The sequence below is a fragment of the Amycolatopsis sp. NBC_00348 genome, from assembly GCF_036114655.1.
In the GTDB taxonomy this organism is placed as follows: domain Bacteria; phylum Actinomycetota; class Actinomycetes; order Mycobacteriales; family Pseudonocardiaceae; genus Amycolatopsis.
Genome location: NZ_CP107994.1, coordinates 5727684 through 5741871 on the forward strand (window position 1 = coordinate 5727684; position 14188 = coordinate 5741871).

A 14188-nucleotide genomic window follows, 5' to 3' on the forward strand; every position below is an offset into this window, starting at 1 on the left:
CGAAACCGGTCAATCGACAATACGTTGCACGTCTCCTGCGTTTCCGGAAACGGTGAACGGGCTCAGCGCACGCCCAGTGCGCGAACCATGAGCAAGGCGAACGAGCTGCCGGCGTGGGGCATTCGACCGTCGATGACCAGCGACAACGCCTCTTCGAAGGGGATCAGGTGTACGCGCAGGTCGGCTTCGCCGGGTTCCAAGCGCGCGGTGCCGTGGTCGAGCCTCGTCGCCAGGAACGCGTGGTCGCGATGGTTGGTGAAGGAATCCGCGCAGTTGACGGTGCCGAGATGACGCCAGTGCAGCGCGGAGATCCCGGTCTCTTCACGCAGCTCCCTTGCTGCTGCGCCCCGGGGATCGGAGTCGGCGGTGTCGATCCGGCCCGCGGGCAGCCGCCACTGGGTTTGCTCGTGGGTGTAGATCCATTGCCGCGTCACGGCGACACGACCGTCTTCCGCCAGCGCCACTGTGGTCACGGAGCCGCTGGACACGACGTGGTCGTACCGGCCGGCGGAACCATCCGGGCGGACGGCCGCGTCCCGCCGGACGTCGAACCACGGCGACGAGAACACACTGGCGGAACGCAGCCGCGACCAGGTACGAGGTGGGGGCTTCGGCCCGTCGTCGATCACTTCCCGAGTCAATCACAATGCCCTGCCGAGCGGTACACATCCGATCCATGCCCGGTCCATCGGCGCCACGCATCATCGTCGCAAACGGGTGAAGGCGGTGTCCGCGTACCCGATCACCGCTCGAGGACGGAAGCACGAGCATGATCGATCACCGTCGTACGAAAAGCCGGGACACCGCTTGACGACGGTCATCTCTCACCAGAAGTAACGTTTCAAAAACACCGTAACGAGGACGAGCTCGACGTCGATCCTTAGAGCGTCGAATTCACCGGAGTAACGTCGAGTTCCACTTCGAACTCGATTGTCGAATGCCGTCGAATCCTGTAGGCGCCCCCACTGTGCGCCGAATTGTGCCTGGCAGGGCGCGCAGAAGGGAGAAATGATCGATGCGCCGCATATTCATCAGCTACCGCACCGAGGACAGCGTGCACGTGGCACGGGAGGTCGCGATCGGATTCGCGAAGAAGACCGGCCGGCACCGTGTTTTCCGCGACCGCGACTCGCTTCTGCCGGGCGAACTGTACCCGGAATCCATCCGAGACGCGGTTTCCGCAGCCGATCTCGTGCTCGCGATCATCGGACCTCACTGGCTCGGTGCTCAAGATGCCGACGGCCGGCCAAGGCTGGCCGATCCACAGGACTGGGTCAGGTCCGAACTGCGTACCGCCTTCGAGCGCGGCATCCCGGTGGTTCCGGTGCTCCTCGACGATGTGCAGCTCCCGTCCTTCGTGGAGCTGCCCGCCGACATCGGATCGTTGTCTCGGTCGACTTTCCGGCGGCTCCGTGACCAGACCTTCGCCACCGACCTCCGTGGACTGATCGACGAGCTCACGGACGCCGGAGAGGAGACCGCAGCCGAAGGTCCCGGCCTGCAGGTGCCGAGCGGCCCGCAAAACCAGTACACATCGGTGTCCGGCGGGACCAGCTACATCAGTCAGGGCACGCAGACGGTCAACAACCACGGAGCAGGAGGTGGTCGGCGATGACCTCGCCACCTGATCACGGACGCGATCCACGTGGCCGGCAGTTCAACCACACCGAGGGTGGCACGAACTACATCTCCCAGGGTGAGCAGACGATCCACAACGGGGACTACCTCGACCGAAGCGATCACCGGAACATCTACCACCAGATCTCGCGAGCCCGCTCGTACGCCGGCCGGTGGGTGCTGGCGATCGCGCTCATCGACATCGTCTTCTTCGCTTACGGAGCCGCAGCCTACAACGGCACCGCGGACGATCACGGCGATCTCGTCCGGGCGGTGATCTTCTTCGTCCTGCTCGCCATCACGGGGAGCCTGGTCCGCCGCTGGTTCCGAGCGGGCTGACCCCGCTCGAACCCGATCCACGGTGGACGCTTCGCGCGGTCCATTCCCGATCCACCGCCGTTCCACTGAGTCGGGACAGGCTCGACGTCACCACCCCCCAGATGTCCGGCGCACGCCGCGCCACCTTCCGCCAGGAGGCGTCATGCCGAAGAACCCGGAACGAGAGTCCGAAAAGCTGCGTAAGAGAGCGCTCCGGTACAGCCTCGTGGCCCGGCTGGCCGACCGCCGGGCCGGGCGCCAAGACGGCAAGTCGGGATTCCCCGCTCTGCCGGCGGACAGCGAGTTCGCCGCGACGCCGTACCACGGGGTGCGTCAGCACCACCTCAACGTGTTCGCCGCACGCGAGCTGCTCCGGCAGGAAGAAGACATCCAGCCGCTCGTCCGCCGCCGGGAAGAGCTCGAGGGCGAGATCGCCGGTGCCGAGGAAGAGGCGGCCGACGCCCGCACCAAGCTGGCCGCGATGCCGGCGGTGCCTGCGGAGGCCGAGCTGATCCGGCGCAACGCCGTCGAGTCCGGAGTGGACGACCAGCTGGTCCGGACCCGGCGGCAGCGGGAGCACGACCGGCGCCTGAACCCGCTCGTGCAGGCAGAACAACGCGCGGCGGAGCAAACCCGCGCCCTGCACGTCGAGCTGGCCCGGCTGCAAGGCGCGATCGTCGCCCGCAAGCGGCTGACCCTGGCCCGGATCCAGCTGCACCACGAACACGCCCAGCGGCGGTGCCGCACCTACGAACGCCACCTCGTGCGGCGGCACCCCGACGGCGGCGCGCTCATCCCGCTGCTCGAACTGGCCCGGCCCCGGTTGCCGGGCTGGATCCACGAGCCCGATGCCCCCATCGCGCCCGCACCGCCCGAGCCCGTGGCACCGCGCTGATTCCCCTCACGTTCCCGAACACCACCACCGCGAAGGATTCACCATGTTTCGCCGCCGCCGCGCCAGATCCGAACCGGCCCAGCCCACCTGGCAGGACGTCATGCCCGACCGCTCCGGCCCCGACAGCAAGCCCGGTCCCTTCCTGCAGCTGACCGAGATCGACCGCTGGCGCGCGGTGCCGTTCGACATGCCGCCCGCCCCGGACCGGGGCACGTGCCGTCAGCGCGTGCGCCAGCTGGTGGAACAGCTGGGCGACGCGGTCGACGAAGGCACCGGCGCAGCGCTCGATCTGGTCATCGAGTCCTGGGTGGCCGCCTGGATCGAATCCGTGCGCACCGAATACCTCGACCACCAGACCGTGCTGGCGCTGCACCTCGGCCAGGCGACGCAGTACCGGCGCGAGCTGGAACTGCAGGCCGGCCACGCGAGCGAAGAGCTGAACCGCCTGAGCGAAGCGTACGAACGGTGCCGCGTCGAGCTCGCCGGCCGCCCCCCGCAGGACGCCGGCCAGGAACGGCCGACGGCCGTTCGCGACGACGACGAGGAGGACGAACGATGAACCGGATCTTCGGCAACGGAAAGAAGCCGACCGGCTGGGCGGCCCCGGAACTGCTCGCCGGTCGCGGTTCACTCGGTCTCGTCGCGGCCGCGCTCCTCATCCTCGTCGGCGCTATGACCGACACCGCCGCGTTCAAGGCCGCGCTCGACCTGCTGCTCAACGAGGCCGAGGTCTTCTCCTGGCTGATGGCACTGGGCGCGACCGCGCTGGCGCTGATGGCCGCCGCCACCGCAGGGATCGCGCTCGCCGGGTTGCGCCACGGCCGAGCCGGGGTCGTCCCGGCGATCGTGGTGCTCACGATCGCCTGGCTGGCCCTGGGCATCGTGCTTCTGGTGGTCCGCTGGCACAGCGCCGAGCTGACCGAGTCCGCGCTCGGGTTCGGCGCCGGAGCGGGACCGGACGCGGCCAAGGTCGAGCGTGGTCACTACGCCGCTTGGTTCTTCTTCGCCCTTTACCTCGTGAGCGGGTTGTGCACCGCCTTCGAAGCCGAACGCCTGTACAACCCCGTGTACTTCGCCCACCGTCGCTTCGCCCGCCGATCGGCGCAGCAAAGCACTGAAGTCGCCCGGCTTGCCGCGCTGAAGGTCCGCGCGGACTCGGTCGTCGACCAGTGCGTCGGGGAGTTCGACCGGGAGGACGAGCGGATGACGGCCGCGATCCGGGAGCGCCAGGCACTCGGTGCCGAGCTCGCGAACTACGCGAGGCACCTGATGGCCGTGCACATGCAGGATCCGGCGAAGACCGGCGTGACGGAGACCGGCCCGGTGCCGTTGCCGTCGTCCGGCCCGGCCGCGGAGCCGGACGACGACGGTGACGCGGAAATCCGGCGGGCCGGATGAGCCGGTGGTACCAGCGGTTCATCGGCCGGGAAGCCGCGGAAGCGCCGAAACCTCGCTGCCCGCACTGCCGTCAAGAGCTCGACGTGTGCGAAGCCTGCTCGGGCTCCTACGACCCGGGCCGGCTCTGCCAGGAGTGCATGTCGGGATTCGTCTGCCCGGCCTGCCGGCGGCACTGGACCTGGAACTGAACGGAGCGAACGCATGCGATCCCGCCGGACGTCGACCGGGCCACTGGGCCGGTATCCGGACGTCACCCTGCGCACAGCCGGCAAGCCGGCACCCCCCGCGCCACTCCCGCCGACTCTGTGGCCCGCCGGACCGCCGCCCATGGCCCACGGCGTCGACTTCACCTTCACCCGGTGCCATGGCCGGCACCCGGTCCGCTGGCGTTCGGGCCGCCCGGTCACGGTCAGGCCGGCCGAGTCGGCGGGGTGGACGCCGCCGGCCGATCTCGACGAGGTCGTGGCCGAGCTGAGCCTGCTGACCCGGATCGATCTGCAGCCGGCCGCCCCGCACCCACCTGTGGCGCGGGCCGTGGACGTGACCTCGGGCAGCATCGTCGTCCGTCCCGCGGCCGCCGGCGAAGATTGCTGCGCGCTCAGCGCGGCGCACGGCGACGCGTACCTCGACCGCGGTCTCTGCGTGCTGACCCCTTACGCGACCGTCGCACACCTGCGCCACCAGCTGGGACACGCGCTGGGGCTCGGCCACGCCCTGCGGGCCGGTGCCGTGATGCATCCCAGCTCCGCTACCGAGTCGTTCGGGTCCGGGGACCGCCACGGTCTGGCGGCCCTCGGACCCGGCGTCACCCGGCCCGACATCCGAAAGCTGTGAGGAACCGTGTTCAGATCTCGTCTCCCCCGCATCCTGCTCTCCGTGGCGGTGGTGCTGTCTGCTCTCGTCGCGTGCGGCTCCGGTTCGGACGCCGTGGCACCCGTGGCCGCGCAGACCGGGCAGTGCCAGGCCGTGGGGCCGCTCGCCGTCGCGGCCGGCGGCCGAGCAGGCAGCCCTCAGCCGGTCCTGCCGGAACAGGTCGGTCGGATCGTCCAAGCCGCGGTCGCCACCGTCCCGGACCACACCGAGGGTCCCAAGGTCTCGGTGGTCAGCGTCGACGGACGTCCCGAGGCCACCGTGACCGCCACGTTCTTTTCCGACGCCAACAACACAGCGAACCTGGACAACGACCGGGCCGGGTTCGTCCGCACGTTCGCCACCGCGGTGTCGGCGGTGCGGGCCAAGGTCGCCGAAGCGGACGTGCTCGGCGCGCTCGCGGTCGCCGCCCGCGCGACCGGGGACGGCGCGGGCACGGTCGTGCTCGTCGACTCCGGTCTGCAGACCGTGGCGCCGCTGGACTTCCGCCAGCCGGGTCTGCTCGACGCCGACCCCGGCGAGGTCGCGGGCGCGCTCGGCGACGCGGTGCCGGACCTGCGGCACAAGACCGTTCTGCTCGCCGGGATCGGCGACACGGCGGCACCGCAGGCGCCTCTCGACACGGCCCGGCACAACCAGCTGACCGAGCTGTACAAGGCGATCGCCAAGGCCGGGAAGGCCGACTGCGTCGCCGTGTTGCCCGAGCCCCACAACGGAGTGGCGCCGACCGGAGTGCCGCCGGTCGGCGCGGTCCCCGTCCCGCTGCCCGACAACCTCGACCTGGACCAGTCCGCCAAGCTCGTCCTGCCCGACGACGGCAAGGTCGGGTTCCAGCCGGACCGCGCGGAGTTCCGCGACGCCGCGGCGGCGGGTGAGGTGATCGCGCCGGTCGCCCGCTGGCTCGCCGCCCGGAGCAGCCGCGGCGTGCGGCTGACCGGGACGACCGCCCGCACCGGCGACCGGGAGGGCCAGATCGCGCTGGCCGACGCCCGGGCGAACGCGGTGGCCGGGCTCCTCGTCGAGCGAGGTGCCCGGCGTGAGCAGGTCGCCACCGTCGGCGTCGGCAGCTACTTCGACGGCTACGTACCCGACCACAACCCCGACGGGTCGCTGATCCCGGCGGCCGCCGCACGCAACCGGACCGTGATCGTCGAGGTGACGCACCGATGACCGGCCACACCGGAACAGGAGAGGCCATGACAGACGGCTCCGCGTACGAGTACGACTTCTGCCTGTCGTTCGCGGCCGAAGAGCGCGACTACGTCGAGGAGGTGGCCAAGTACCTCACCGCATCGGGTCTGCGCTTGTTCCTCGACTCCGAGGAGACCGCCAACCTGCTGGGCGCCGATCTCTACACGCTGCTCGACGACGTCTACAACAACCGATCGCGGTACTGCGTCTTGTTCGCCTCCGAGGCCTTCTCGCGCCGGATGTGGACTCGGCACGAACGACGCTCGGCACAGGATCGGGCATTCCGGAGCGAGGCCGACTACATCCTGCCGGTCAGGTTCGACGACACGACGATCCCGGGGTTGCGCGCAACCACGGCGCACGTGGATGCCAGAGTGACTTCGCCGGCGGCTTTGGCCGCCGTCTTGGCGGCCAAGCTCGGCAGCGAATCCGGCCCCACGCCGGTCGACTCGTCGATCGTCGTGCTGGCGGGCGGATCGCCGGCGGTTCTCGGCGAGGTGCTGGAGCAGGCGCTGGCCGAGTGCCGCGTGACCCTGCCCCCGGAGCAGCTTTCCCCGGGCGCTTCGCGGGTGGTCGCGGTGATCACGGATGCCGTACTGCCGGCCGCCGAAGTCGTGACGACGTTGGCCGGAGCGATCGAGCGGGCCGCGCGTGGCCGCCGTGCGGGCACGATCCGGATCGCCGTCCACCACGGGCAGATCCCGCCGGCCTGCCACCTGACCACCCTCGACGTCACCACCGCGATCGAGGCCGCGCAGTCCGCGGCCGTGACCGACGTCCTCGACCGCCTGCCGAACGCGGACTGCGCGATCGTCGCCACGGAGCGGGTCCACACCAAGGTGATCCGCGACGGCCGCGGCGGCAGCAACCCGTCGCTGTACACCGTGGTGAAAACCGCGACCGGGGCGGCTTTGTACGTGCGAGTGCCCGGCTACCCGAGGCTGCCCGGACCGGAGCCCACGCCGCGCGCGCCGTCGACCTCCCCCGTGCCGCCCACGCCCACCTCCGTCCACCACGGCAACAAGTACGACTTCCACGGGACGACGACCGTCGGCCAGGCCGGGGACCGTTACTACGGAAGCACCGGTCATGGCGAATGAACCGCCTGAGGATCAGGAACCGGAACCGGACGGGGACACCGACACCACGCCCACGCCCGCAGAGCCTTCGAAAGATGGCTCCACGGAAAGGGACAAGAAGTCCGAAGAGAAGTCCGAAAAGGATGGTGACGGCAAGGAAGAACAAGACGAGGATGATCTTCGGGCCGCGCAGGGCAAGGCGGCCGACCCCGAGAGCGCGGAATCGTGGGGCCGGTTCAGCGACCAGGTCGACACGGCTGTGCGGTCCCTGCTCGGCTGGGGCACCGGCGGTCTGGCCGGTTCGTTCGGCACCGCGAACTTCTTCCTGGGCGAAACCTCGGTAGGTCAGGTCGGCGACCGCCACGGAGCAACCGGCTACCTCGATGTCGACCTGCGGCTCCGCAGCGGGGAGGTGCCCGGGCCGGTGCTCGAACGCATCGAGCAGTCCTATGTAGAGCCGGAAGGCTACGCCGAATTGCGGTACCGCCTCGAACAGCGGCAGGTGCTCATCATCCAGGCCAAGAAGGGCACCGGTCGGACGACGACCGCGTTGCGGCTGCTGAACGAGACGTGCCGGGCCGGTGTCCGCAAGCTCGATCCGGACCGCAGGCTGAAAGACCTGACCGCCAAGGATCTCGAGCCCGCGTGCGGCTACCTCCTGGAGTCGCTGGATCCCAGGCAGGCCGCGGAGTTCCGGGCGTTCCACGCCGAGCAGCTCGAGCAGGCGATGCGTGATCAGGGATGCATGCTGGTGGTCATCGTCGACGAGTCCGTCCGGTTGCTCGAAAGCGAAATCGGCGACTTCGTGGTGACAGGCTTCGGCCGGATCCGGCCGAAACCCCTGCTGGAACGCTACCTCGCGTGGGAACTGGCCGGCTCCACGACGGCCGACCGCGAGCTGTTGACCAGGCCCGACGTCCGGGAGATCGTCGAGCAGCTCGGGGAGGAGCTCCCGCCGCGGGAACTGGCCCGGTTGGGTCGGCTGCTGATCGACGTCGCGAACAACCGCCTCGACCTCGCCTACGTCCGCGACCGGTATTCCCAGGCCAGTTCGGCCGACTTCTCCCGGTGGTTCGACGCGCTGCAGGACAGCGACCAGCGCGCGTTCGTGATCGCGCTGGCCGTTTTCAACGACGAATCCGTCCAGACGGTGGCCACGGCCGCGAGGATGCTCGCGGACCGGTTCCGGCGGCTCGAAGCTCCACGCCGTGAGGATCGCGCCCGGCGAGTCTTCGCCACGCAGCTCTCCGAGCGCGTCGAGTCGGCGAGGGCGGAATTCGCCGACAGCACACAGGACACGAACCACGGACAGGTCCAGGTCCGGAAGCTCCGGTTCCGGGACGACCGGTTCCCCGTTCGCGTCCTGGACTGGTTGCGGCTGCAGTACACCGACGCCCTCGACATCGTCCTCGACTGGCTGTTCGACCTAGGCGGGGACGACGAGCACGAGGTCCGTGCCCGGGTCGGCGTCGCGGTCGGGGCGTTGAGCCAGTACGACTTCACCTACGTCTTCAACCGGATGATCCTGCGCTGGGCCGGTTCCGGCAACGCGGAGGAGCGGCGGGCGGCGGTCGCGGCGCTCCGCGTGCCGGGACAGCTCCCGGAGCTCGAGCACGTGGTGTCGAGAGTGCTCAAGCAGTGGGCCGAGCGCGGAACGCCGGCGCTGCGCGCGACCGCCGCGGAGGCCTTGGGCAGCATGACGTCGATCAGCACGCGGCAAGCGCTGAAGCTGATGCGCAAGGCCGCTCAGCCGACCACCGCCTATTCCGTCGGCGTGGGGCTGAACGACCTCTTCCTGCGCTCCGATCCCGGTCAGGTCCTCGACGCGCTCGTCCGCTGGTCCGATGACGGCCGGCCGCCCGACCGGCGCGACACCGCCCTGCTGACGGTGCTGATCATCTCCCGTTACGTGGTCCGGGTGGAGACCAGCTCGGAGCGCTGGCCGGTCTTGCTGTGGCTGGCCGAGCAGGACGACGCCCGGCGGACGCAGATCCTGGTGCTGTTCTCGCGGATGCTGCAGACCGCCGATCTGCAGCGCTACGCGAACCAGATGATCAAGGACTGGGTGCAGAAATCCGGCAAGGACCGCACGATCGCCGAACCGCTGGCCCGCCTGCTCCACGACATCGGCCGGTACTCGGGCGATCTCGCCGGCATCCGCTACGACCTCGAGCACTGGGCCGGCGCCCGCCAGAGCACGACCGCCGCCGCCCGGACCGTGCTCCGGCTTTTCGATGAGGAAGAGGAGAAACCATGACAGCTCAGTCAGCGTCCCCGGACGATTCCGCACCCGAGACCCCGGCTCCGAGTGGCTCCGCCGCGCCCGAACCGCCCTCCGTGCCGATCGTCCGCGCAGTGGAGGTCAGTCGCACCTCCCTCCGCAAGGACAATCCGGCGACCTCCGGCCATTCGGCGGTCGTCTACGTGACGAAGAGCGGCGAGTACCGCCTCGGCACCGGCCGGCTCACGATGGGCGAGCTGTGGCTGGCCACTCCGCGCGAGATGTTCCTGGTCGACATCCAGCCGCATTACGAGACCTATGCGATGGAACTGCCCTCCCAGGAGGAGGCGTTCTACTTCGCCGCGAGCGTCCGGGTGACGTGGCACGTCCACGACCCGATAGCCGCGGTGAAGGCGCAGAAGGTCGAGCCGTACGCGATCATCCGCGACATTCTCGAACGGCGGCTGCGTGACGTCACCCGCGACTTCGAAGTCGAGCAGAGCGCGAGCGCCGAGCGAAAGATCGAGCACCTCTTCGGCCACCAGGTGATCCGGATCTCCGACGGCGTCGACGTCACCAGCTGCTCGGCGGTGCTGGCACTCGAAGAGAGCACCCGCGAGCACATCGCGAAGCGGACCCAGCGGATCCGCGACCGGGAGACGGAGCTGGGAGCACAGGAGCTGCGGGTACTGCACGCCGAGCACGAGCGAACCTTGGAGAACATGAAGGAAAAGCACGACCTCGAGCTCAAGCAGGAGCGCCTGCGGTTCTACGCGGAGGTGCTCCGCGAAGGTGACATCAACGTCCTCGCTCTCCGGCTGGCCGGCAACAAGGAGGACATCCAGGATGTGCTGGAGCTGTGGAAGGACCAGAAGCAGCTCGACTACGACCGTTCACTGACGGTGCTGAACACGCTGCTGGAGGCCCGGCTGGTGACCCGGCGGGATGTCGCGGGCCTGCTGGCCGACGCCAACGACACGCTCGTCGGCAAGCCCGGCGCCCCGGAGCCGCCCAAACCCGTGACGGCGAAGTCCAGCCGTGCCGACCTGGACGACGAAGACGACGAGGACGAGGACGATGGCGGCAAGGCTTGAGGTACTGAGTCCGGTTTCGGACGTGCCGGTGCTCGGTGACCTCGTCGGGCTGCTGGACGACGCGGCCACCCAGTTCGGCTTCCCGTTCTGGTTCCGGACGTTCGCGGAGCTGGTCGTCGCCGTGGTGCTGACGTTCATCCTGCTGCGAGTGCTCACCGCCAAGCTGTTCCCGTGGCTGGGCGGCGCGCTGGCGCACCCGTTGACGCAGCTCACGCGTGCACTGTTGGTCCTGTTGCTGCTTCCCGACCTCGGCGCCAGCCGGCTCGCACGCCGGTTCGGCCGCACGCCGCCTGAAATCGTGTACGGCTACGGCTCCGGTGTGGTGGCCGTCGTCGAGGGAGTCGATGACCTGCTCAAGCGAGCACTTCCCAAGCTTTCGCTGACCCGGGCGATCCGGCCGTGGCTGCTCGCTGTCCTGCTGGTCACCGGATTCCTGCTCTGGAACAACCAGGATTGCGCGTCAGGTACCGCGCCGCGGTGCGCGAGCCCGGTGCAGGTGTGGCTGGCTTCGTTCGACCAGTGACCACATCGGCCGTTGGAAACCGAGTGCCGCAACGACAAAGGAGTGTGAGATGTTCGGTACGTCGAAGGAACAAAAGAACCTGGAGGCCCTGCTCGATCGTTTGGCCCGTTCCTACCTGCGTGGTGCGGTCATGGGCACTCCGGAAGGGCGGCGCACGCTCTGCGCCGAGATCGGCCAGGCGGCGACAGTCGCGCAGAACAACGGAAAGCACAAGGTGATCGCCGAAGTGCGCGCCTACCGGCCGGCTTTCCTCGGGGCGTTGCCCCTGCCCCATCAGCGCGAATTCGAAGAGCTGCGGTCGGCCGCGCTGAAGCGTCCTTGAGAGGACCGGTCTTCCGCGGCAGGTCGGCTGCCGCGGCTGCCCGGGCGCGGCTGATGCCCAATGCGGGAGTCGGGTGACACCATCCCGTGAGCCGGTCCATGAGGTCCAGCACGTGGTCCTCCGCCGGATCTTCGTAGTCCCGCGCAGGGCCCGCCTTGGTCCGGATCTCCAAGCGGGCCGCCGAGCAGGCGCGGAGGACGTCCGCCCGGTCCGAGTGTGGCTCGTGCGCACGCCGGAGTGCGCGGCTTTCGTGGCAACGCCCCTGTCTCGACCGGTCAGTATTCGACGCGGGTGCCTGCTCCCGTCTCCTTTGCGCGGGCGTACACGAACCTCGCCGCCGCGAGGTCCTGGATGGCCAGGCCCACTGACTCGAACACCGTGATCTCCTCCTCCGACTCGCGGCCCGGTGCCCGGTCCAGCAGGACGTCGCCCAAGGGGGTCAAGGTCACCGTTGCTCCCTCGCGGGCCGCGAATACGTAGTCGCCTGCTTCGTGTGTTGCCGACTCCACGGAATCCACGAAGACTCGGGACGACGCCATCGTCGCGGTGTCCAGTTCGCGCGTGTGGGGGACGCAGGAGCCGATCGCGTTCACGTGGGTGCCTGGGCGCAACCACGAGTGCCGCAACAACGGTGAGACCGCGTTCGTTGCCGTGATCACGATGTCCGCTGACCGGACGGCGTCTTCCGGGGAGGAGGCGACGACCACCGGTAGGTCCAGTTCAGCCGACAGGGCAGCGCACACGGCTCGCGCGTCCGAGCGGGTCACCACCTGGACCCGGCGCAACGGACGGACCGCCGCCAGGGTGCGGATGTGGGCCGCTCCCTGGACGCCGAGACCGAAGATCGTCACGTCCGTCGCGTCGGGGTTGGCCAGGGTCTCCGTGGCCACCGCCGTTGTCGCCGGGGTGCGCAGTTCCGTCAGGACCGAGGCGTTCAGCAATGCGAGAGCCTCTCCTGTGTCGCCGCTGAACAGCACCATCGCGCCCTGGTGGGCGTCCAGGCCGCGGGCTGTGTTGCCCTCGAACAGGCAGACGATCTTGACGCCGTAGCCGTCCGTGCCGGTGTAAGCCGGCATCATCGCCAGGAGGCCCGCCGCGCCCTCCGGGGCTACTACCGGCCGCAGTGGCTGGTGCGCGTCGCCCCGGGAGAGGGCCTTGAGGGCCTCGCGCATCGGCGCGAGGCCCTCCTTCGGCGGGAACGACGCGCGGACGTCGGCCCCGGAGAGCACCAGCAGGGTCATCGGGTGCCGGCGCCGAACAGTTGCTCGTCCAAGCCCTCCGGGCGGACGGCTTCGGGGATCGAGCGGGTGTAGTAGTTCATCGTGACGACCGCGCGCAGGGTGTCGTCGGTCCGCAGCGGCTGGACGTAGTGCGGGTGGAAGCGCGCGTCGAAGAAGAACAGCTGGCCGCGGCGCGGGTAGATGACGGCCGCGTCCGCGTCCACTTCGGACACGTCGCGGGCGTGGCGGTTGCGGGAGACGACCAGGCCGCCGCCGGTCTCCTCGGTGCAGTCGGTCAGGTACAGCAGGCCTTCCACCGGGTTGCTGTCCACGTGGCACGGGTAGCGCATGGTGATGCCGCGCTGCACGTTGAGGCTCAGCGCGCGGTTGGCCGTGCTCGTCAGTTCGAGGGGCTCGTCGGCGAGGCGCTCCCCCAGCTGCCGGAACCAGCCCGTGTACAGCTCGTTCACCCACGGCGCCTGCTCGACGAGCACCGCGCCGTCGACGGACTCCAGCGGGATGACGGCGTCGGCGGTCTCGCGCGCGGTGGTCATCGTCGGGCGGAAGCTGCGGCGGGCCGCCTGCCGGCGCGCGACGTCCAGCAGCTCGTCGATCCAGCCGGCGGGCAGCGCGCTGCCGACGTCGTAGATGTGCCAGTGGAACGGCAGGTCCCGCGGCGGGGTCCAGCCTGCGAACAGGCCGGCGGTGTGGTCGATCGTGGCCGACATGGGTTTCTCCTTCGGTCAATCGTCCTCAGTGGACGCTCACGTGCGCCCGCAGCAGCGCGGCCACCTCGGCCGGCCGCTGGAACGGGAAGTGGTGGCCGCCGGGGAAGGCGGCCGTGCGGAACCGCGCGGCGGTGTAGCGGGCCCAGCCGCCCACCGCGGCCGCCGGGGCGGACAGGTCGTCGGCGCCGTGCCAGGCCAGCAGGTCGACCGGCAGCGGCTCGCCCGGCTCCGGCCGATACTCCGCCACCAGGCGCAGGTCCGCGCGCAGGGTCGGCACGAACAGCGCGCGCATCGGCGACTGCCGCGCGCCGGGCTCGACGAACCCGGCGGCGGCGAGCGCGTCGAGGAACTCGTCGTCGTCCGCGATCGCGACGAGCCGGGCGAACTCGCCGGCCGAACTCAGGTGCGGCGGCCGGGCGCCGGCGACGACGACGAACTCGGGGCGTGGCAAGGCATCCGTGGCACAGGCCAGACGGGCCATCTCGTAGGCGATCAGGCCGCCCATGCTGTGCCCGGCCAGCGCGTAACGGCCGTCACGCGGGATGCGCTCGGCGAGCCGGGCGGCCGTCTCGACGAGGGTCGACACCGGGGTGTCGCGGCCGCGCAGGTTGAGCGGGCGGACCGTGACGTCCGGGGCCAGCGCCTCGACCCACGGGCGGAAGGCCCGGGCCGAGCCGCCGGCGCCCGGCACGCAGAGCAGTTCCACGGGTCC

The 14188-nt window shown here is 70.0% G+C and carries 16 protein-coding genes; 12 read left to right on the forward strand and 4 right to left on the reverse strand.

Features of this window, described 5'->3' with window-relative positions:
* Nucleotides 1–62: 62 nt before the first annotated feature.
* Complete coding sequence (locus OHS58_RS24495; RefSeq protein WP_328644127.1) at nt 63–629, reverse strand: NUDIX hydrolase; 567 nt, start codon at nt 627–629, stop codon at nt 63–65.
* Between the two features lie 386 nt (nt 630–1015).
* On the opposite strand from OHS58_RS24495, the gene OHS58_RS24500 reads away from it, so the two are divergent.
* The 12 genes from OHS58_RS24500 to OHS58_RS24555 all read left to right on the forward strand — a co-directional run bounded on the left by OHS58_RS24500 (nt 1016) and on the right by OHS58_RS24555 (nt 11528).
* On the forward strand, nt 1016–1615 hold the full coding sequence (locus tag OHS58_RS24500) for a toll/interleukin-1 receptor domain-containing protein (RefSeq protein ID WP_328644128.1): 600 nt from the start codon (nt 1016–1018) through the stop codon (nt 1613–1615).
* A complete protein-coding gene (locus OHS58_RS24505; RefSeq protein WP_328644129.1) occupies nt 1612–1956 on the forward strand; it encodes a hypothetical protein in 345 nt (114 codons plus the stop codon). The genes OHS58_RS24500 and OHS58_RS24505 overlap by 4 nt, the downstream gene beginning before the upstream one ends.
* Before the next feature lie 142 nt (nt 1957–2098).
* The gene (locus tag OHS58_RS24510) at nt 2099–2830 is read left to right on the forward strand and encodes a hypothetical protein (protein WP_328644130.1); all 732 of its coding nucleotides are present in this window, start codon (nt 2099–2101) and stop codon (nt 2828–2830) included.
* Between the two features lie 43 nt (nt 2831–2873).
* On the forward strand, nt 2874–3389 hold the full coding sequence (locus OHS58_RS24515) for a hypothetical protein (protein WP_328644131.1): 516 nt from the start codon (nt 2874–2876) through the stop codon (nt 3387–3389).
* Entirely contained in the window at nt 3386–4228 is an 843-nt protein-coding gene (locus OHS58_RS24520) for a hypothetical protein (protein WP_328644132.1), read from the forward strand. Before OHS58_RS24515 ends, OHS58_RS24520 begins: the two co-directional genes overlap by 4 nt.
* Nucleotides 4229–4429: 201 nt before the next feature.
* On the forward strand, nt 4430–5062 hold the full coding sequence (locus OHS58_RS24525; protein WP_328644133.1) for a hypothetical protein: 633 nt from the start codon (nt 4430–4432) through the stop codon (nt 5060–5062).
* Nucleotides 5063–5104: 42 nt separating this feature from the next.
* Nucleotides 5105–6268 carry an OmpA family protein gene (locus OHS58_RS24530; RefSeq protein WP_328644134.1) on the forward strand — a complete coding sequence of 388 codons (1164 nt, stop codon included), beginning with the start codon at nt 5105–5107 and terminating at the stop codon, nt 6266–6268.
* Between the two features lie 26 nt (nt 6269–6294).
* Nucleotides 6295–7389: a TIR domain-containing protein gene (locus OHS58_RS24535; RefSeq protein ID WP_328644135.1), complete on the forward strand. Its 1095-nt coding sequence runs from the start codon at nt 6295–6297 to the stop codon at nt 7387–7389.
* Complete coding sequence (locus OHS58_RS24540) at nt 7379–9625, forward strand: hypothetical protein (RefSeq protein WP_328644136.1); 2247 nt, start codon at nt 7379–7381, stop codon at nt 9623–9625. Before OHS58_RS24535 ends, OHS58_RS24540 begins: the two co-directional genes overlap by 11 nt.
* Nucleotides 9622–10683, forward strand: a complete 1062-nt coding sequence (locus OHS58_RS24545) for a hypothetical protein (RefSeq protein ID WP_328644137.1) — start codon at nt 9622–9624, stop codon at nt 10681–10683. Before OHS58_RS24540 ends, OHS58_RS24545 begins: the two co-directional genes overlap by 4 nt.
* Nucleotides 10684–10705: 22 nt before the next feature.
* The gene (locus OHS58_RS24550; protein WP_328644138.1) at nt 10706–11206 is read left to right on the forward strand and encodes a hypothetical protein; all 501 of its coding nucleotides are present in this window, start codon (nt 10706–10708) and stop codon (nt 11204–11206) included.
* Between the two features lie 49 nt (nt 11207–11255).
* Entirely contained in the window at nt 11256–11528 is a 273-nt protein-coding gene (locus OHS58_RS24555; protein ID WP_328644139.1) for a hypothetical protein, read from the forward strand.
* 275 nt (nt 11529–11803) lie between these two features.
* Here OHS58_RS24555 and OHS58_RS24560 read toward each other — a convergent pair whose 3' ends face one another.
* From OHS58_RS24560 to OHS58_RS24570, 3 genes are read right to left on the reverse strand one after another with little or no spacing between them, the layout of a single operon-like run.
* Entirely contained in the window at nt 11804–12769 is a 966-nt protein-coding gene (locus OHS58_RS24560; RefSeq protein ID WP_328644140.1) for an ornithine cyclodeaminase family protein, read from the reverse strand.
* On the reverse strand, nt 12766–13476 hold the full coding sequence (locus OHS58_RS24565; protein WP_328644141.1) for a 2OG-Fe(II) oxygenase family protein: 711 nt from the start codon (nt 13474–13476) through the stop codon (nt 12766–12768). The genes OHS58_RS24560 and OHS58_RS24565 overlap by 4 nt, the downstream gene beginning before the upstream one ends.
* A gap of 25 nt (nt 13477–13501) precedes the next feature.
* A complete protein-coding gene (locus tag OHS58_RS24570; RefSeq protein WP_328644142.1) occupies nt 13502–14182 on the reverse strand; it encodes a thioesterase II family protein in 681 nt (226 codons plus the stop codon).
* Nucleotides 14183–14188 lie beyond the last annotated feature (6 nt).